A 19,820-nucleotide genomic window follows, 5' to 3' on the forward strand; every position below is an offset into this window, starting at 1 on the left:
CAGATAAATGCGAATTTGGCGACTATTTTCCATTCTTTTGTCGCAACACGTCAGCGACGGTTGGCGAAACCTCACCTTTCACCGCCCAAAAGGTAAGCTTTCACACGACGAAAGGTCAGCTTTCACTACGTCTTTGCTATCGCGCTGGTTTTCAACTGATTACAAAACCACTCAATCGAGATGTGGCAATATGTCGGCAAAGCTGTTGACTGTCAGCAGCCTTTCGTGGGCATATTCCTCCGCAACCTCGTGCTGCCATACTGCATGATGGGGAATGTGGATGGCATATCCGCCGAGTTGCAGTACGGGACTGATGTCGGAGCGGAACGAGTTGCCCACCATCAGCAGCTCGTTAATCTGGCAGCCGAACCGACGGCACAGCCGACGATAAGCCTCCGGTGTCTTGTCGGAAACTATCACGACGTCATCGAAATAGCGTTCCAGACGTGAGCGGCGCAACTTGTTCTCCTGATCGAGCAACTCGCCTTTGGTGAACACCACCATTTTGTATCTGCCCGTCTTACGGAGCTGCCCCAGCGTGGGCTCAACCCCTACCAGTGGCTCTCCCGGTAGTTCGAGAAGCGACCTTCCCAGCTGCGTTATCCGTGCTATGTCGGTAGCCGCAATCGTGCCGTTGCTCACGGTTATTGCGTTCTCGACGAGCGAAAGCACGAAGGCTTTGCACCCATAGCCGAGCAAGGGCATATTGGCGGTCTCGACGGCGAAGAGCGCCTCCGATATGGCCGTTGCGCTGCCGTAGGCCGACAGTATCTGACAGTATTCCCGCTCCACAGCGTCGAAATAAGTTTGGCAGTCCCAGAGCGTGTCGTCGGCATCGAAGGCCAACAGTCTGATTATCTCTTTGAGTTTCATGGCTGCAAATGTACAAAACATTTTACGACGATGCAAAAAAAGCCCCGTCAGGTTTTGGCCCGACAGGGGTGTCTCTTCACGTGTGGCAGTTGAGCCGCCACCGTGCTACATCTTGCTCGTCATCCTGCTGCCACGTGTGAAGAGTGCCACAAGGAAGCGGATGGATTCGAGCAGTCTTACGAAATTGAAATGTCTCATGTCTATTTATGTTTGTGAGCAATCCTCAGTTGTAAGATGAATATTAATCTGTCGCAAAGTTATCACTTGTTTGTTAAGAAGTGGTTAACGGCCTGTGAATTGCCGTTGACGAAGATATGAACATCGTGTGAAGACGTGGCATAAAAAAAAGGCATCACCTCCAGAAACGGGAGGTGATGTCTTGAATACCGGATGGTGTGATGCGGAACATGCGTTGGTTGGTACGGCGACTGTCGAGCCCGCCCAAATGACGGAGATAGGGCCCCACCTTGATGTAGTCGAAGTGCCTTTTGTCGATGGATGGCGAGATTGTGGTCCGCCCTGTGTACCAACCGACTTTCAGTTGTGGGTGTTTCGCACGTATATAGCTGGCCACCGCATCGACAGCCTCTGGCTCAGCGTCGCCCCCCATCAATCCAACGCAGGTGAGTCGCACATGCCCCACATCGCGTAGGAAATCTTCGATGGAGCGAGGGGTCAGCGGCTGTCCGACGTCCTTCCACAAATACGAGCTGTGGCAGCCCGGACAGTGGCAAGGACAGTTGGAAAGGTTGATGGCCAGTGTCACCTCATCGGGGAATTCCTGAAAGACGATGTCGGTATTGACGTACTTAAGCATGCTCGACGGTGACTTCTTCCTTGCACTTCACATCGACGTCGAATTTCGCCGGGGTAGCATAGTAGCGGTGACTCGCCTCTACTTGTCGTGCCGCCGAGAAGTTGCTGACGCGCTTCATGTAGCCGATGATTCGCGTGAGGTAGTCAACGTTGGTCGAATGGCAGTGTGGACACTCCTTGAGATTGCGCTTATCGATGTGTCCGCATTCATTGCAGATGGTGTTGGGGATGTTGAACGTGAAGTAGTTGCAGCCCTCTTGTGCGGCCACTCTGAAGAGTTGTCGGTACTGTGGTTGAGTGAGGTGCTCGTCGAGGTTCATGTGCAGCGCCGAACCGCCTGTGAGATGCTCGATGTAGGGTGCCCCATGAAGGCGGAACTTGTCGAGTATGGTGAGCGAGTCGTCCTCAACGCGGTAGAAATAGCTGTTGTAGCAGTCGCGCGGAACGAAGTATCCGTCTGCCTTGTCCCACTTAGCGTGCTTCACTCCTACGTTCTCGGCTGGTATCATCTCGCAGTTGAACATAGCTTCCTTGGTGCGATATGCCTTGTTGTGTTTCTCAATGAGGCCGAGTACGCCCTGAACGAATTCCTTGTAGGTGTCGTTTGGCGTGATGTCGATACCCATAAACTCGGCTGACTCCACAAGTCCGTTGATGCCGATGGTGAGGTACTGGCGGTCGATGTTGATGTATCCGGCGTCGAACAGTGGCAGCATGCCGCTCCGGAGCAGGTCCTTGAGGTTCTCGTTGTAGGCCAGTTGCACTTTGTGGCAGAGGTCAATGATGTGCGACAGGTATTCCTTGTAGTCGAGTTGGTGGTTGACGGCATACTGTATGCAGCGGTTCAGGTTGATGGTCAGCACGCTCTTCGACCCCGTTGACACTCCTCCGGCGCCCAGGGTGTAGGAGAATCCGTTGTCTTGAATCTCGTTTCGCAGACGGCAGCATGAGCTCAGCGAGTCGGCATTGTCGCTCATGTAGGTGAAGAAGCTGTGTCCGTCGGCATACATCTGTGCGGCGAAATCGGCCCATTCGGCATCGCGGCACTCGCCATTGTCGGCCAACAGTGCCATGGTCTCTACGGGGAAGGTCAGCACGGCTTTGGTACGCTCTTGGTTAAACCAGCGCATGAATCGCTTTTGCAGCCACGACACACCCTCCCAATCGGGCTGTGAGCCGTCGGGGAAGTAGAAATTGCCGAAGAGTGACTCAAAATAGTACTTGTCATAGTAGGAGATGTTCCAGAACACGGCTTGATAGTTGCGTGCGCCGGTGGGCTGGTTGAGCGAATAGACGATTTGTTCGAAGTAGTCGGTGATGATCTTGTCGATGGTGCGCTTCTTCAAACTCAGGTCGGCTGCTTGGTCTGGGTGCTTCCAGTAGTCTTTGCCGTACTCCAATTGGATGAAGTAATTCATGTACATGAGGAACTCAGGGGTAGCACATGCGCCAGCGAGCATGCTCGAAACCATGAACACCATGTTGATGAATCCGCCGCAGAAGCTTTTCAGATTGGTGGGAGCCGTGGAGTTGCCGCCGATGGATGTCGTGCCGCCGATGAGCCACGGGTACATGGTTATCGAGGCACAGTAGTTGGCGAGGTTGGTCTCGTCGTTCTTATATATAAAGTGGTGGTTCAGCAAGTCGAGGTATTCGTTGGAGAGGTCTTTGCCATACATCTTCTTGATGCGGTCGGTGAGCAAACGGCGGTTGAGTCTGATGAAGCCTTGCTTGGGCAACTCGCCGATGAGTGTTGCGATGTTCTTGTGCTCCACGTTGGCATTGGCGTCGAACTTTGAGCCTGTCGCTGCGTTCTCGGCCTTGCAATAGTCGGTCAGAAAGCGCATTTTCTCAAGCACCTCACGATCTTCGGTGTGTTGCTGACGATAGACGATGAAGCTCTTGGCAACGTTGTAGTAGCCTTCCTTCATCAGTGCTTCTTCCACTTGGTTCTGAATGTCTTCCACCTTGATGTCATTGTGGATGTCGAGGTCAGCCAACACTTTCGATACCGTACCCAAGTCAGTGGGTTCGTTGACACTTTCGAATGCCTTGACAATGGCATTCATGATTTTGTCGAGCGAAAAACGCTCCTTTGTTCCGTCACGCTTGGTGATTGTAAAGTTTTTGATTTCCATTGTTTAGTTTAAATATCTTTATTAGAGTAAACAAAGTCCGGAGTAAGGGTCGAATTGGTTAAATTAATTGTGAACTTTCAGCTCCAAACTTTGAAATAAATTTTCTTTTTAGATAACTTTTATCAGTTGCAAAGATATTTAAAAGTTTGATTAAATGAAAGAAAAATGAAGAGAAAAAATAATAGATTTTTTCTATTAAAACTTGCATTTTCTTAGTAACTATTTATTATTCAATGGTTTAAATTTTTACATTAAACTTATTGATGCACACAGAATAATAAAAAATGGGGATAGAAAAGAGAAATATCCGACGCAGAAGTGATACAAAAATGGAAACTTTTGGAAATCTCAAAGCAAAAAAGTTTACCAAAACTTATTTCCCAAAGAGCGTCCGACAACTGTGCTACGGCTCAACCGACAAGGAGCTTGCGATTGGTATAGCAACGGACCGGCAAAACGAAAGCTCACCTTTCACCACGCGATACCTCAGCTTTTGTGCGGCAAAAGGTCAGCTTTCACAATGTCATTGCTGATACGATCTGGACCCTCTCTTCTAACGCGCACCACGAAAAAGACAAATACACGACAGCAAAGTTTGGTCGTTCGGCGGAAAATTCGTTACTTTGTAGGCAAGAAGTCTTACCAAGAAAAAACAGAACAAATGAAAAAAACAATATCACTAGTCATTGCGCTCATCAGCTGCCTGACAATCGGGGCACAGGAATTTCAGCATTACTTCACCGACGCAACGCTACGCATCGACTATACCTTTACGGGCAACGCCAAAAGCCAGGCCATCGCCGTCGATGAGCTGTGCAAAATACCACGATGGTACGGCAAGCGACAACGGTTGGCTGAACTGCCAGTCGAGGGAAACGGCCAGATAACCGTGCGCGACCACCGTTCGCAACGCGCCATCTACCGCAACTCCTTCTCAACACTTTTCCAAGAGTGGCTCTCCTACGACGAAGCAAAGACAAGCACCAAGGCCTTTCAAAACGTTTTCCTCGTGCCCTACCCCAAAGACACCATCGACGTCACCCTTAACCTGAAGAACAACCGACGGCAGACCATGGCAACGCTCACCCACACCGTAGCCCCAGCCGACATACTCATACGAAGGATTGGCGAGAAGGCCGTCACCCCCTACGAGACACTCCAACAGGCAGCCGACACAACACGCTGCATCCACATCGCATACGTGGCCGAGGGATACACAGAAAGCGAGATGCCCGTGTTCATCGACGACTGCCGCACGGCAATGGAGGCTCTCTTCGCACACGAACCGTTCAAGTCGATGAGAAGCAGATTCAACATCGTGGCAGTCAAAGCAACGTCAGAAGAGAGCGGAACATCGGAACCCGGCAGGGGAATATGGAAAAACACCGCACTGCACTCCAACTTCAACACCTTCTACAGCGACAGATACCTGACGACACTCCACCTGAAAGACCTCCACGACTGGCTCGCGGGAACCCCATACGAACACATCATCGTGCTGGTGAACACCAACAACTACGGGGGCGGAGGCATACTCAACTCCTACAACTTGTCGATGACTCACCACCCGGCATTCAAACCCGTCGTCGTGCATGAGTTCGGCCATTCCTTCGCTGGGCTCGGCGACGAATACGCCTATGGGAAAGAGGAAATTCCGATGTACCCACACGACATCGAACCATGGGAACCCAACCTGACTACACTCGTAGATTTCAACAGTAAGTGGGCCGACATGGTGAAAGAGAAGACACCCGTACCAACCCCACAGCCCGCAACGCTCGGACAACCCAATGCAAAGAAAACGCATTGGGAAACAGGTGCTTACGAGCCAGCAGGCTATTCACAGCACGGAGTTTACCGACCCTACCCCGACTGCCGAATGCGCACCAACGAAAACCCAGAGTTCTGCCCCGTATGCCAACGTGCCATCACACGCATGATCAACTTCTACACCGACAAACAATAGGAACAAACAAGGACGCAACAACTCAGGAAAATCCGTTCAAAAGCAATCGCCAACCAAAAGGTCACCTTTCACTCACCAAAAGCTGACCTTTCAGCCCGTGAAAGCTGACCAAACAAAAACAACAAGTCCGGCTACCGCAAAGCAATAGCCGGACTTGTCTGTATTCAACTTGAAACTACATATGACTCATCACCGTTCTTAAATAGCGCTGCGTCTTGCTAACACTATAACGAATGCCACCACTCCACAAACGAATGGCCTTCTCAATACTATTGCTCGGATTGTGGACAGACTGAATTAAAACAAACATCTCGCGCGATTTGGAAGGACTAAAACGGTCAGCAAGCGAAAAACGCTTACGCTGACCACGACTCTTCAGAATGTTATTGCACTCACGAACCAAAATAGGAGATATCTGTAAAACACCTACATAGCGCCCATTCACAGCCCGTGCGTTACCCCTGCTCTCAACCTTAATAATCGCATCCATCACTGGATTCCAATCAAACTTTCCTAATTCTGTGGCAGCCTCTGCTCGAAGAGAGACGAATGCCATGATAAAAAATAAAACAATACTTGCTTTCTTTATAATTCTCATCATTTATAATTTTCCGAAGCCTGAAACCGTACCACAAAAAAGAGGTAAGATTAACGACACGTTCCTATGTGAGAAAAGAGTTACTACCGTGTCTCAGCTTCATGTTAGCGGTGCAAAGTTACATAAATCAATATTGACAATCAAGGAATTAAGCAACTCTTAACAAACTTATAGATACACCCCCATGCACAATAATTTATTTAAAAAAAACTAAAAAAACTTGGCTGTTACAATATTTCGCTTAGAAACAACCCCCAGCTTTCGGAAAGTCAACAAAGCCGACAACCCCACAATTTCACCCAAACCAGCACAAACACAACAACCGAATGAGAAGAGACAAAGAGGAGGCACGGCAGACAACACCATAATAGAAAGGGAAAGAGCGTTTTTTGAAATAGATATCCATCTCGCATTCAATATAAAGTTGTATCTTTGCAATATGAACTGGAAACGCTATAGCATCATCCTGTGCCTTCTGCTCCTTACACTGCCATTGATTCATGCGCAAAACGAGGACTGGAGCGGGCTGAAAACAAAAATGACAGAAAGACAACTGCTAAACATGGCAGACGCTGCGCTCGTTGTAGGCAACCGCCCTGACAGCGCACTGATTTACAACATCATGCTAATCACTAAACTCCAACACAAAAAACGACTTACCACCGAGGAAAAACGCTACATCGCCATAGGCTACAACCGAAGCGGATTCATCTATATGTTCTATCTTTTCGACTACGCCAGTGCCATGGAGTGCCTCATAAAAGCTAACCAATATTGCGAAGACGAAAAACTGCGCATTTCCATCAATCAAAACATGGGACACCTCTATAGCCTTTATGCCGTATGCTTCCCATCGGCAAACAACGTCGAAGCGGCACGCCACTACTACCGAAAGGCTTTCAACAAGGCACTCCAGATGAAAGACTGGACAAACATGGTGTCCTCGTTCATCAACTTCTGGAACTTCGGACTGGAAAAAGAAAACATCAACGCATTCAGGAAGCAGACCGACTTGTTTGAACAAACACACATCACCAAGCCCACACCACACCAGCAATATGCCCGAATGATGCTGAAAGTGGTCAGAGCGCTACAAAAAAAACGCTACGCAGAAGCCACCGCCATATTGAAAAAACAAATGAAATACGGAAGGAACAGCATAGACGATCGCCTGCGATGCGCCTCATGCTGGCACATAGCAAGCATATATAAAATGGCTGGACAACCAGACTCAGCACTCGCCTACTCCCTGAAACTGGAACAAATGGGCAGAACCATGAAACTGAAAGACGTGGAAACCGATGCCGACAAACTGCTCTGCGCACTGTTTAACGAAAAAGGAAAGAAAGAAAGCGCCGACCGATACCAACTGGCATACTACAGAAATCGAGACTCACTGCTCATTGCCAACAACCTCAACAGCGTGAAAAACAACCATCTGCTCAGCAACGTGCGCAGCCTTGCAAACGAAGTGAGCAACCTAAAACAAAAACGCCGACTGCAAAACCTATTGGCACTCCTTAGCGCTGGCATCGTACTCATAACCATAGCTTTTCTCATTATACTATTCAGAAAAAACAGACGACTGAAGAATCAAAACATCACTCTCTATCAGAGAATGCAACTACAAATTGCCGGCGGCAAACCAAAATACAGCAAAAGCAACCTCGACGAAGAAGGAAAATCCATGCTCAGGCAGAAAATAGAAAAAGTAATGAAAGAATCGGAAGAAATCTACAACGAGGATTTCAGCATCGAACAGTTGGCAAAACTATGCCATGCCGGAAAAAAAGACATATCACAAGTCATCAACGAAAAGTTCGGACAATCCTTCATTCTGCTCCTGAGCGAATACAGAGTGAAAGAAGCGTGCCGTCGCATGAACGATATAACCAACAGCCAACGATTCACACTTGAATCCATCGGACACAGCGTAGGCTTCAAGGCAAGAGAAAGCTTTTCGAGAGCCTTCAAAAGAGTTACTGGATTGTCACCATCAGATTATCAGAAAATAGCAAAAACACATACAAAAGCCTAAAATTGTGTGACTTTTTATGTAAAGTCACACAATTTTCCATTTTTTTATTAATCTTTTAAGCATAATTGTTTAATTTTGTAACTGACGAACCGCAGCGTTCCATCGCACGAAGACAGCATTCAATCCATCGTGCAGACAATCCGATTCGTACATAACAATAATAATAAAACACTTATGAAAAATTTTATCCATGCATTTCTCCTGCTGACAGCATTGGCATTGGCAGGCTGCGAAACAGACGAAACACGGGCAGTGATTCCCGACCTATCGGCAACTGCCATCGAAACCGGAACAGAATCATTCAAGTTCAGCGTTGAAGGAAACCCGACCGAAGCCGGAGCATACATCTGCCAACTTGCAACAGAAAAAGCTCCCACACCTGCCACAATACTCAAAGACGGACAGGCACTGTCGCTGCAAGACGGGAAACAGGAAGTAACCATCAACAACCTCCTCCCCGAAAAAGACTACGTCGTTTATATAGCAGCACGCAACGTAACGGAAGTGAAAACTACAACACTCGCATTCACAACTGGAAAAACATACGCCTACGATGTAGAGTTGAAAGAGGGATGGATACAATACTACGGAGACTTCTATAAAAACAACGTAGGCTATTACATGCTGGCTTTTACCGATGGCCCCATAAGCAAATCAGGACTCCCAACCCGCGTGAACGACCATGCACTTCGTCTCTTCATAGGCGACGTCCTCTCAAACGACAGTCGGAACGCGAAACTGACCCCAGGCACCTATCATTTGTCTGACGGACACGAGGTAGGCACAGCCGATGCTTTCAACTGTAACTTCGTAATTGCAACAGAAGTAAAAGACGGAGTGGCATCAAACGGATACGAATACAAAATCGTTGACGGAGACGTAAAAGTTGATCGCACAAAAGACGACGTCTATACATTTGACGCTGACCTGAAGATTGAAGACAACGGCGTAGAGAAAAACATCAAATGCCACTTCAGCGGAAAGCTCCCATTCACCTGCCTTGACCCGGCAGTTTACAACCCACTGGAGAAAGACGTGAACGTAGTTCCAACCAACATGTCAGGCAACTACTCCAAAGACAAAGCCGGACAGTACGGAACATATAATCTGACATTCTACAACACGCCCACCGACAAAGGCGGATTCATCTCAGGAGCAGGCGATTTACTTAACCTCACACTGCTTACACCTTACAGTCCATCCATGGACATCAGCAAATTGGCAGGCACATACGACAAGGTAGTGACGTCCGCCCCTGGCATAACCCTACAACCATTTACAATCATCGCAGGTCTGTACGGAGAAGTATTCGGAATGTATGTCCCACAAGGAACGTATTACACTCGCATCAGCGATGCACTCGAATATGAGTCAATAGGACTGGTGAGTGGAGGAAAAATTACCATTACCACCAAGGGAACAGACATCACGGTCAAGGCTGATCTGACAACACCACAGGGTAAGCACATCACCATTGACTATACAGGCCCCACATCAGGAATTGCCGACTACAGTCAATACGCAAAACCCGGAGTCCTCGGAGTCAGAAAAAACAACATCCTGAGAAAAGTCATGCCCCGAAAAAGCATCAACAATTCATTTTTTAACAAATAAGCGAACACGATTATGAAACAGATAAGAAAAATCATGCTATTCATGATTCTCGGCACAGCAATGCTTTTTGCTTCATGCGAAGATGAGAATGTAATACAAAACTCAATACTCGAAATTGACAAAACAGAAATAAAAGCCCCCGTAGAGGGAGCAAAAATAAACATCAAGGTCACATCAAACGTGGCATGGACTATCTCATCGAAACAAGGATGGGCCGTTCCTGAAATTACAAACGGAGAAGGCACACGAGAAGTAGAAATCAATATAACGGAAAACCTGTACAGAGATGAGCGAAAAGACATTCTCACCCTCGCAACAGTAGATGGAACACAAACGAAAACCATCGAAATAGTACAGGAGACTGCTCAGAAACCTGATGAGAACTACGCTTACAAACTTCCCGTCGTATTTCATGTCATCTACCGAGACGCCAAAAACGAAAAGCAAAACTTAAGAGAAGGATACCTGAAAGAAGTGCTATCCGATGTAAACAAAATATGGAAAGAAGCCGCACCTCACCTCAATGTGGAATTCGTTATGGCGACAGAAACACCCAATGGGGTCACAATGGCTGAGCCAGGAGTACACAGAGTACAATGGAACATCGATAAAATAGACTACAAACGGTTCATGGGATATACAGAAGCTGCTCCAAAACGCTACAGAGACCTGTTGTGGGATCAAAACCGCTACGTGAACATCTGCCTGTACAACTTCTCTGATCCGGATATAACCGGTGTCACAACACTCCCATACACCATAGCTCCCGACACGCTCGACGGTCTGGAAAAACTTCCAAACAACATTGCGCCGACCGAATTGCCTATCTCATATTGCGTCAGCGTAAACAGCCTCTACGCTTACACCAAACCTGGAAACAGCCTCGAAAGCACCAACTTCGTGTCAACCATCGCTCACGAATTAGGACACTACCTCGGACTGAGACACGTGTTTGGAGAAGATGCCAATATGAAAACCGACTACAACGAAGACAGCGACTTCTGTAAAGACACACCCACCTATAACCGTAAGAAATACCTGAAGGAGCTTTCAAAATACAAACTGGCACATCCAAAATTCACACAGGAGGACGTAAACAAGTGGATATTGAGAACCAACAGCATTACAGGCGAACAGTTCACATCGAACAACATAATGGATTACTATTGGACGCTCAGAAACAAATTTACAGAAGAACAAGCCAAAAGAATGCAATACGTATTGCTGCACAGTCCGTTCGTACCAGGACCGAAAATTCGCACAGCTAAACAGAAAATCGTTTCCAAGCGAAACTTCAAAATGCCCGTACGACACGCCATCTGTCAGTAATCACACTATTAAAAGAAATTTCTGCTATCAGGTAACTACTTGAAAGCAAATAATAATCTTGCTCGAATCCCTTTATAATCGGGATTCGAGCTTTCTTTTTCGATAGAGGGACAAATCGCTCCCCCCTGTTCCTCAAACCCTACACAGATAGCAAACATTCGACCTGACCCGTACCATGAAATTATTTTACAAAAACCGTATCGTGAGACGCTCTTTGTAATCTACTGATTGTCAGCGGAATATTCATCTGTATTTAAAAGCTTAGCTTTTGCGCTCCGATTCATGACCTTTTGCGGTGCTGAAGGTAAGCTTTTAAAAAGTGAGTGCTAAGCCTTTTGGGGAATGGAGGAAGAATTTTTAGGACACTATTCATATTAAAGCCATAGATTTCGCTGTTTTTACGTCATAAAATAGTCTCTTTGTAAATGAAATAGGAATAAAGAAACTGACCACAATTATGAAAAATATAAAGCAGAGAGACGAGTTGCAAGCCGCCATTTGGAAGATTGCCAACGAGGTGCGTGGTGCCGTAGATGGCTGGGACTTCAAACAGTTTGTTTTGGGTACGCTGTTCTATCGCTTCATCAGTGAGAATTTCACCACCTCATAGAGGCTGGCGACGAGAGCGTGGATTATGTTCATCTCCCGGATGACTTCATCACGCCTGAGATAAAGGACGATGCCACCAAGACCAAAGGATATTTCATTTATCCCAGTCAGCTGTTTTGCAACATCGCCAAGGGAGCCAACACCAATCCCGATTTGAACACGGATTTGGCAGCGATATTCAATGCCATCGAAAGTTCTGCCAATGGTTATGCGTCTGAACACGACATCAAGGGGCTTTTTGCCGACTTCGATACGACGAGCAACCGCTTGGGAAACACCGTTGAGGAGAAGAACAAACGGTTGGCTGCCGTCATCAAGGGGGTGGAGAGTCTCGATTTCGGCAATTTCGAGGATAATGAAATCGACCTCTTCGGCGATGCTTACGAATATCTGATTTCCAACTATGCCGCCAATGCCGGCAAGTCAGGCGGCGAGTTCTTCACACCGCAGAACGTGTCCAATCTGATTGCCCGGCTTGCCATCTATGGGCAAGAAACAGTGAATAAGATTTATGACCCAGCCTGTGGCTCCGGCTCGTTATTGTTGCAAGCCAAGAAGCAGTTTGACGATCATCTGATAGAGGATGGCTTCTTCGGGCAGGAAATCAACCATACCACTTATAATTTGGCGCGCATGAACATGTTTCTGCACAACATCAATTTCGATAAGTTCGACATTGCCTTGGGCGACACGCTCCTCCATCCCCAATATGGCGACGAAAAGCCTTTCGATGCCATTGTCTCCAATCCGCCTTATTCGGTAAACTGGGTGGGCAGCGACGACCCCACGCTCATCAACGACGACCGCTTTGCACCTGCCGGTGTGCTGGCACCCAAGTCGAAAGCCGACTTTGCTTTTGTGCTGCATGCGCTCAGCTATCTCTCTGCGCGCGGGCGTGCCGCCATCGTCTGCTTCCCCGGCATCTTCTATCGTGGAGGAGCGGAACAGAAGATAAGGAAGTATTTGGTGGACAACAACTTTGTGGAAACGGTCATCGCCCTATCGCCCAATCTTTTTTACGGCACGAGCATCGCCGTGAACATCTTGGTGCTCTCCAAGCATAAGATGGAGCCCAACACCCAGTTTATCAATGCCAGTGGTGAAGCCTTCTTTAAGAAAGAAACCAACAACAACATCTTGCTGCCCGAACACATCGAACGCATTGTCGGCATCTTTGGAAACAAGGACGAGGTGGAGCATGTTGCCACTTCGGTGGACAACAACACGATAGCCGAGAACGATTACAACCTGTCCGTTGGCACGTATGTAGAGGCGGAGGACACGCGCGAGGTGATAGACATCGTGAAGCTGAACGAGGAAGTGGCACAAACGGTGCAGCGCATTGACGCACTGCGGGCGGACATCAATGAAATCATCAAGGAGATAGAGGCATGAAAGACTTAATGAAATTTGAGAACAAGCAAGTTCGTTCCCATTGGGACGCTGAAGAAGAGAAATGGTATTTTTCTATTGTGGATGTCATTGCTGTGCTGACGTACAGCCCCAATCCACGCAAATACTGGAGTGTGTTAAAAACAAGACTAAAAAAAGAAGGAAGCGAGTTGGCTACAAATTGTAGTCAACTGAAAATGCAGTCTGCCGACGGCAAATATTACAAAACCGATGTGGCTGATACAGAGCAGCTTCTTCGCTTGATACAATCAGTGCCAAGTCCGAAGGCGGAGCCTTTCAAGCAATGGCTTGCAAAGGTGGGAAGCCAGCGTCTTGACCAGATACAAGACCCCGAACTGAGCATACAGCAAGCCTTGCAAGACTATCGTCGCTTGGGATATTCGGACGATTGGATTAACCAACGTCTTAAAAGCATCGAGATTCGTAAAGAGCTGACTGATGAATGGCAACGCACTGGCATCACCGACAACAAGGAATTTGCTGTCTTAACCAATATCCTAACCAAGACATGGTCGGGAAAGACGGTGAAAGAATACAAGGAACACAAGGGATTGAAGAAACAGAACCTACGCGACAACATGACCAGTACCGAATTGATTCTCAACATGCTGGCAGAAGCCTCTACCAAAGATATCTCACAAGCCAACAATCCAAACACTTTCAACCAGAGCATGACCATCGCCAAGCAAGGTGGGAATGTGGCAAAGGTGGCACGAGAGGAGTTGGAACGACAAACAGGGAAAAGTGTAATCAGTAGCGACAATGCCGCCACGTTGCGCAGATTAACCCAAAACACACAGCACGATGAAGAATAAAGAAACAATGACCTTTATAGAACAACTGCTCAATGGAGAAAACGTGGAGTGGAAAAAGCTGGGGGAAGTTATAACTATAGAAAAAGGAAAACAGCTTAACAAGAGCCTTCTTACAGAAAGTGGAGAATACCCTGCATATAATGGAGGTGTAACATTCTCAGGCTTTACAGATAAATACAATTATAGTGAAAACAAAATTATAATCAGTCAAGGTGGAGCTTCTGCTGGTTTCGTAAATTTTATTACAACAAAATTCTATGCTAATGCTCATTGCTATGTTGTGCTGCCTAATATAAGTAGGGTTGATAATAAATATGTGTATCATTTATTAAAAATGAATCAGGAAAACTTGATGGGCAAACAACTTGGTGCTGGCATTCCTGCATTGCACACAGCAAATATTTTAGGAATATCAATCCCCATTCCCTGCCCCGACAATCCTACAAAATCATTGGATATTCAACATAGGATAGTGGAGATTCTTGATAAGTTCACAGAGCTGGAAGCGGAGCTGGAAGCGGAGCTGGAAGCGGAGCTGGACTGCCGCAAGCGGCAGTATGAGTATTACCGCAACCAACTGTTGTCTTTCGATATATTAAATAGAGGGCAAAAGTTAAATGATGTAAAGATAATGATATTGGGCGAAATAGGAACGTTTGTAAGAGGAAGCGGTCTTCAGAAAAAAGACTTTACGCCGACAGGTGTTGGCTGTATCCATTATGGTCAAATCTATACCTACTATGGCACATACGCTAAGAAAACAAAATCGTTTGTGTCTCAAGAATTTGCCTTAAAAGCAAGAAAAGCCAAACATGGCGATTTAATTATAGCAACAACAAGTGAGAACGATGAAGATGTTTGCAAAGCTGTGGCGTGGCTGGGTGATGAAGATATTGCCGTTAGTAGTGATGCGTGTTTCTATGCCCATACGATGAATCCAAAATATATTGCATACTATTTTCAGACAGAGCTATTCCAAAGTCAGAAAAGAAAATTTATCACAGGAACAAAAGTAAGGCGTGTGAATGCTAAAGATCTTGCAAAAATAAAAATCCCCCTCCCCCCTCTCTCCGTTCAGCGTGAGATAGTGGAGATATTAGACAAATTCGACACACTCACCAACTCTATCAGCGAGGGACTGCCCAAGGAGATAGAGCTACGGAGGAAGCAATACGAATATTACCGCAACCAACTGCTATCGTTCAGCACAGTAAAAGAAAAATATCATGGCTAATGAAACTACGATTATTAGAAAGTACAAGGATTACAAAGAATTGTTTTTCTATCAAAAAACTGACACCATCTATCAGCTGACATACATCTTCTGCACAAGGTTCTTACCTAAATACGGTGACAGAACGGTTGACCAGATGGTGCAAGCGGCGCGGTCGGGAAAACAAAACATCGTAGAAGGAATAGAAGACGGAAACACATCCTCAGAGATGGAGCTAAAACTGCTGAACGTGGCTCGTGCATCATTGCAAGAGCTGCGCGAAGATTACGCTGACTACTTGAATACACGCCACCTGGCACTATGGAACGAGAAGCACGACAGATACAACGCCATGCTCGCATTCTGCAAGACGCACAACCAGCCCAAAGATTATCTGCCTTACGCCCAACGCTGGACGGCAGAAGAGTTTTGCAACGCATTGCTAACCCTCTGCCATATTACAGACAAACTCATGTGTTCTTTCCTCAAGAGCTTGGAGAAACAGTTTGTGGAGCAAGGGGGCATCAAAGAACGAATGTATGCGGCACGCACGGGCTACCGAAAGCAGCAAGACGAGGAAAGGAGGCGTCTGCAAAGAGAAAATGAACAATTAAAAGCCGAGATAAAGGCGCTTAAAGAACGCCTCAAACGCTTAGAAGGAGAGAATAGGGAAAACTAGGGAAAACTGGGGAAAACTAGGGAAAACTAGGGAAGACTAGGAACACCTAGATCCACCTAGAACACCTAGAACACCTAGGAAACACCTAGACTCACCTCCCCACCCCAGCTAACAACAAAAAAAAACAACATCATCATGACCACCTACAACACCATTGCAGAATTGCAAAACTTTATTGTCTTAGACAGCTACACCAAACTGTCGCAAGTCGGCGAGCAACCCACAGGCTATCAAACAGAGGCTGCCTTAGAGCGTGAGCTGATAGAAGATTTGGTGAACCAAGGCTATGAATATCTGCCACAGCTCGTTACGCCACAGGCTTTGGTGGCGAATGTGCGCAAACAACTGCAAACGCTCAACAACACCGTCTTCACCGATGCGGAATGGCAACGCTTCTTGGACGAGTATTTGGACAAAGCCAATGACGGCATTGTGGACAAGACGCGCAAGGTGCAGGAAAATTGCGCTGCCTACGACTTTACGTTTGACGATGGTCATATCCAAAATATATATTTAATTGATAAAAAAAATATTGCCCGAAACAAGGTACAGGTAATCAACCAGTTTGAACAAACCGGTTCGCAAGCCAATCGTTACGACGTAACCATCTTGGTAAACGGATTGCCCATGGTGCAAGTGGAATTGAAAAAACGTGGTGTGGCCATCCGAGAAGCGTTCAATCAGGTGCATCGCTACAGCAAGGAGAGCTTCAACAGCGAGAGTTCACTGTATAAGTATTTGCAGATGTTCGTTATTTCCAACGGAACGGACACACGCTATTTTGCCAACACCGTGAAGCGCGACAAGAACAGTTTTGACTTTACGATGAATTGGGCGAAAGCAGACAACACTTTAATTAAAGACCTGAAAGATTTTACGGCAACGTTCTTCCTGAAGAACACGCTGCTGCAAGTGCTGTTCAGCTATTCTGTGTTTGACGTCGGCGACACGTTGCTCATCATGCGTCCTTATCAGATAGCCGCTACCGAACGGTTGATATGGAAAATCAAAAGTTCCTATCAGGCCAAGCAATGGAGCACTCCCGAAGGAGGTGGTTATATTTGGCACACTACGGGTTCAGGCAAGACGCTGACCAGTTTTAAGGCGGCCCGGCTGGCTACTCAACTTGATTTTATTGACAAGGTGTTCTTTGTGGTGGATCGCAAGGATTTGGACTATCAGACCATGAAGGAATATCAGCGGTTCTCGCCCGACAGCGTGAACGGTTCGGAAAGCACCGCAGGGCTGAAACGCAACATTGAAAAAGACGACAACAAGATTATCGTAACGACCATTCAGAAACTGAACAACCTGATGAAGAGCGAGACATCGCTGCCCGTCTATGAGCAGCAGGTGGTTTTCATCTTTGACGAATGCCATCGTTCGCAGTTCGGTGAGGCGCAGAAGAATCTGAAGAAGAAATTTAAGCGATATTATCAATTTGGATTTACGGGCACACCCATCTTCACCGAAAACGCCTTGGGGGCAGAGACTACCGCGAGCGTGTTTGGGCGGGAACTGCACTCGTATGTCATCACGGATGCCATACGAGACGAAAAGGTGTTGAAGTTCAAGGTGGATTATAACGATGTTCGCCCACAGTTCAAGGCTTTGGAAACGGAGAAAGACGAAATGAAATTGACGGCAGCTGAAAACAGGAAACTTTTTCTTCATCCTGACCGAATAAAGGAAGTTTCTCGATACATCCTGAAGAACTTTAGAATCAAGACACACCGAAATCAAGGCAGCGGAAAGGGCTTCAATGCCATGTTTGCCGTGAGCAGTGTGGAGGCCGCCAAACTCTATTATGAAGAACTGAACGCACAGCAAAAGAACAGTGAAAAGAAACTAAAGATAGCCACGATATTCTCTTTTGCTCCCAACGAAGAGCAGAATGCCGTGGGCGATATTCGGGAAGAAAACTTTGAACCCACAGCCATGGACAGTAGTGCCAAAGAGTTTCTGACCAAGGCAATCAATGATTACAATGCCCTGTTCAAAACGAGCTTCGGGGTGGATAGCAAGGAATTTCAAAACTACTATCGCAACTTGGCAGAACGAGTGAAGAATCAGGAGGTGGATTTGCTTATCGTGGTGGGCATGTTCCTCACAGGCTTTGACGCACCTACGCTCAACACTTTGTTTGTGGACAAAAACTTGCGTTATCACGGACTGATGCAAGCCTTCTCTCGAACCAACCGAATCTATGACGCAACCAAGACATTTGGCAATATCGTTACGTTCAGAGACTTGGAACAAGCCACGATAGACGCCATCACCTTGTTTGGCGACAAGAACACAAAGAACGTAATCTTGGAGAAAAGCTATGAGGAATATCTCAAAGGCTTCACGGATATTGCAACGGGGAAAGCCTGCAAGGGATATGTCGATATTGTAAGAGAACTCAAGGAGCAGTTCCCACAACCGGACGAGATAACGACGGAGGCCGACAAAAAAGCCTTCGTGAAACTCTTTGGTGATTACCTGAAGATAGAAAACATTCTGCAAAATTATGATGAGTTTACCTATCTCAAAGAATTGCAGAAGATAGACAGGGAAAATCTTGATGCTGTTGAGGTGTTCAGAGACAGCCATTTTTTGACCGATGAAGAATTGGCAGCAATGATGGAGGTGGATGTCTTGCAGGAACGAACCGTGCAAGATTATCGCTCGACATATAACGATATTCGAGACTGGTTCAGAAGAGAAAGGGAGGGACAGACTCCCGAAGAATCAAAAATAGATTGGGACGATGTCGTGTTTGAGATAGACTTGCTCAAATCGCAGGAAATAGACTTGGACTATATTCTTGAACTGGTGTTTGAACACAACAAGAAAACAAAAGACAAAGATGCGCTGATAGACGAAGTGCGCAGAATCATCAGGTCGAGTATTGGGAACAGAGCCAAAGAGGGGCTGGTGGTTGATTTCATTCACGACACGGACCTTGAGCCTATTCAAGACAAGGCAGACATCATTTCAGCCTTCTTCGCTTATGCACAAAAGCGACAAAAGAAAGAAGCGGCAAACCTCATTGTGGAAGAAAAGCTGAATGAGGAAGCAGCCAAACGTTATATTCAAACATCTCTGAAGCATGAGTTTGCCAGCGAAAACGGAACAGACCTCAATGCCATCCTTCCAAAGATGAGTCCCCTCAATCCGCAATACCTGACGAAGAAACGAAGTGTTTTCCAAAAGATAGTGGCTTTCGTCGAGAAATTCAAGGGGATTGGCGGAACGGTATAATTTTAAGGCGTAATGGACAAATGGTAGGCTGGTTCTTTCCAGCGGGTACTGTCCTATAAAAGTGTGTAAGCTCCTTTTTTCTTATCTTTGTATTTGTAAACTATAAAAAAGGGAAAAATGAAACCTACACACTTTTAAGGACACTACCTATTTATGGGTCAGTCGTAAAACCCAGTTGCACCCCTCTCCCCTCATGCACATAATTTCATAAGCCTGTAAAGGAAGAAAGGAATATCCGTTACTCCCCTGAACTGTGCCCTGAAGGCTTTGACTTTTGCGTTGAAGGATTCAGCATTGGCATTTGTGGCTCTGTTGACAAAGAAATTGAGTATGCTATCATAATGGTTCTTAAAGGTGTCAATCACCGTATAGAAGTTGTCCACCCCCAATTTCTCCACCTTATTAAACCATCTTGCCAGTTTCAGCCTTGCCGCGTCCTTGATGCTTCCGGCATTATAAATATCAGTAAGTTC

Annotated in this window: 15 protein-coding genes; 10 read left to right on the forward strand and 5 right to left on the reverse strand. The window is 46.6% G+C overall.

The window, feature by feature from the left end:
- Positions 1 to 171: 171 nt before the first annotated feature.
- The 3 genes from H515_RS0102615 to nrdD all read right to left on the reverse strand — a co-directional run bounded on the left by H515_RS0102615 (position 172) and on the right by nrdD (position 3,827).
- Positions 172 to 873: an HAD family hydrolase gene (locus H515_RS0102615; RefSeq protein WP_025875285.1), complete on the reverse strand. Its 702-nt coding sequence runs from the start codon at positions 871 to 873 to the stop codon at positions 172 to 174.
- A 352-nt stretch (positions 874 to 1,225) separates the two neighbouring features.
- Positions 1,226 to 1,690, reverse strand: coding sequence for an anaerobic ribonucleoside-triphosphate reductase activating protein (gene nrdG / locus H515_RS0102620; protein ID WP_025875283.1), 465 nt, complete (start codon positions 1,688 to 1,690; stop codon positions 1,226 to 1,228).
- On the reverse strand, positions 1,683 to 3,827 hold the full coding sequence (nrdD, locus tag H515_RS0102625) for an anaerobic ribonucleoside-triphosphate reductase (RefSeq protein WP_028901553.1): 2,145 nt from the start codon (positions 3,825 to 3,827) through the stop codon (positions 1,683 to 1,685). The genes nrdG and nrdD overlap by 8 nt, the downstream gene beginning before the upstream one ends.
- Positions 3,828 to 4,488: 661 nt before the next feature.
- On the opposite strand from nrdD, the gene H515_RS0102635 reads away from it, so the two are divergent.
- On the forward strand, positions 4,489 to 5,793 hold the full coding sequence (locus H515_RS0102635; protein WP_028901554.1) for a M64 family metallopeptidase: 1,305 nt from the start codon (positions 4,489 to 4,491) through the stop codon (positions 5,791 to 5,793).
- Positions 5,794 to 5,968: 175 nt separating this feature from the next.
- Here the strand turns inward: H515_RS0102635 and H515_RS0102640 are convergent, their stop codons facing one another.
- Positions 5,969 to 6,394: a lysozyme family protein gene (locus tag H515_RS0102640; protein ID WP_025875279.1), complete on the reverse strand. Its 426-nt coding sequence runs from the start codon at positions 6,392 to 6,394 to the stop codon at positions 5,969 to 5,971.
- 436 nt (positions 6,395 to 6,830) lie between these two features.
- On the opposite strand from H515_RS0102640, the gene H515_RS0102645 reads away from it, so the two are divergent.
- The 9 genes from H515_RS0102645 to H515_RS0102685 all read left to right on the forward strand — a co-directional run bounded on the left by H515_RS0102645 (position 6,831) and on the right by H515_RS0102685 (position 19,347).
- Positions 6,831 to 8,429 carry a helix-turn-helix domain-containing protein gene (locus H515_RS0102645; protein WP_154653623.1) on the forward strand — a complete coding sequence of 533 codons (1,599 nt, stop codon included), beginning with the start codon at positions 6,831 to 6,833 and terminating at the stop codon, positions 8,427 to 8,429.
- A 174-nt stretch (positions 8,430 to 8,603) separates the two neighbouring features.
- Positions 8,604 to 10,043, forward strand: a complete 1,440-nt coding sequence (locus H515_RS0102650; protein WP_025875276.1) for a hypothetical protein — start codon at positions 8,604 to 8,606, stop codon at positions 10,041 to 10,043.
- Between the two features lie 12 nt (positions 10,044 to 10,055).
- Positions 10,056 to 11,372: a zinc-dependent metalloproteinase lipoprotein gene (locus H515_RS0102655; protein ID WP_025875274.1), complete on the forward strand. Its 1,317-nt coding sequence runs from the start codon at positions 10,056 to 10,058 to the stop codon at positions 11,370 to 11,372.
- Positions 11,373 to 11,829: 457 nt separating this feature from the next.
- Positions 11,830 to 11,982: a type I restriction-modification system subunit M N-terminal domain-containing protein gene (locus tag H515_RS15340; protein WP_238300083.1), complete on the forward strand. Its 153-nt coding sequence runs from the start codon at positions 11,830 to 11,832 to the stop codon at positions 11,980 to 11,982.
- Positions 11,983 to 11,999: 17 nt separating this feature from the next.
- Complete coding sequence (locus tag H515_RS12860; RefSeq protein WP_238300082.1) at positions 12,000 to 13,376, forward strand: type I restriction-modification system subunit M; 1,377 nt, start codon at positions 12,000 to 12,002, stop codon at positions 13,374 to 13,376.
- Positions 13,373 to 14,209 carry a BRO family protein gene (locus H515_RS0102670; protein ID WP_025875272.1) on the forward strand — a complete coding sequence of 279 codons (837 nt, stop codon included), beginning with the start codon at positions 13,373 to 13,375 and terminating at the stop codon, positions 14,207 to 14,209. Before H515_RS12860 ends, H515_RS0102670 begins: the two co-directional genes overlap by 4 nt.
- On the forward strand, positions 14,199 to 15,443 hold the full coding sequence (locus tag H515_RS0102675) for a restriction endonuclease subunit S (RefSeq protein ID WP_154653624.1): 1,245 nt from the start codon (positions 14,199 to 14,201) through the stop codon (positions 15,441 to 15,443). The genes H515_RS0102670 and H515_RS0102675 overlap by 11 nt, the downstream gene beginning before the upstream one ends.
- Complete coding sequence (locus H515_RS0102680) at positions 15,436 to 16,101, forward strand: four helix bundle suffix domain-containing protein (RefSeq protein WP_028901556.1); 666 nt, start codon at positions 15,436 to 15,438, stop codon at positions 16,099 to 16,101. Before H515_RS0102675 ends, H515_RS0102680 begins: the two co-directional genes overlap by 8 nt.
- Before the next feature lie 135 nt (positions 16,102 to 16,236).
- On the forward strand, positions 16,237 to 19,347 hold the full coding sequence (locus tag H515_RS0102685) for a type I restriction endonuclease subunit R (RefSeq protein ID WP_028901557.1): 3,111 nt from the start codon (positions 16,237 to 16,239) through the stop codon (positions 19,345 to 19,347).
- Positions 19,348 to 19,538: 191 nt separating this feature from the next.
- On the opposite strand, the gene H515_RS0102690 is transcribed toward H515_RS0102685, so the two are convergent.
- Positions 19,539 to 19,820 (reverse strand): transposase (locus H515_RS0102690; RefSeq protein ID WP_028901558.1); only part of this gene is annotated, 282 nt, incomplete at its 5' end.

Origin of the sequence: Prevotella corporis DSM 18810 = JCM 8529 (assembly GCF_000430525.1) — a bacterium.
Classification (GTDB): Bacteria; Bacteroidota; Bacteroidia; order Bacteroidales; family Bacteroidaceae; genus Prevotella; species Prevotella corporis.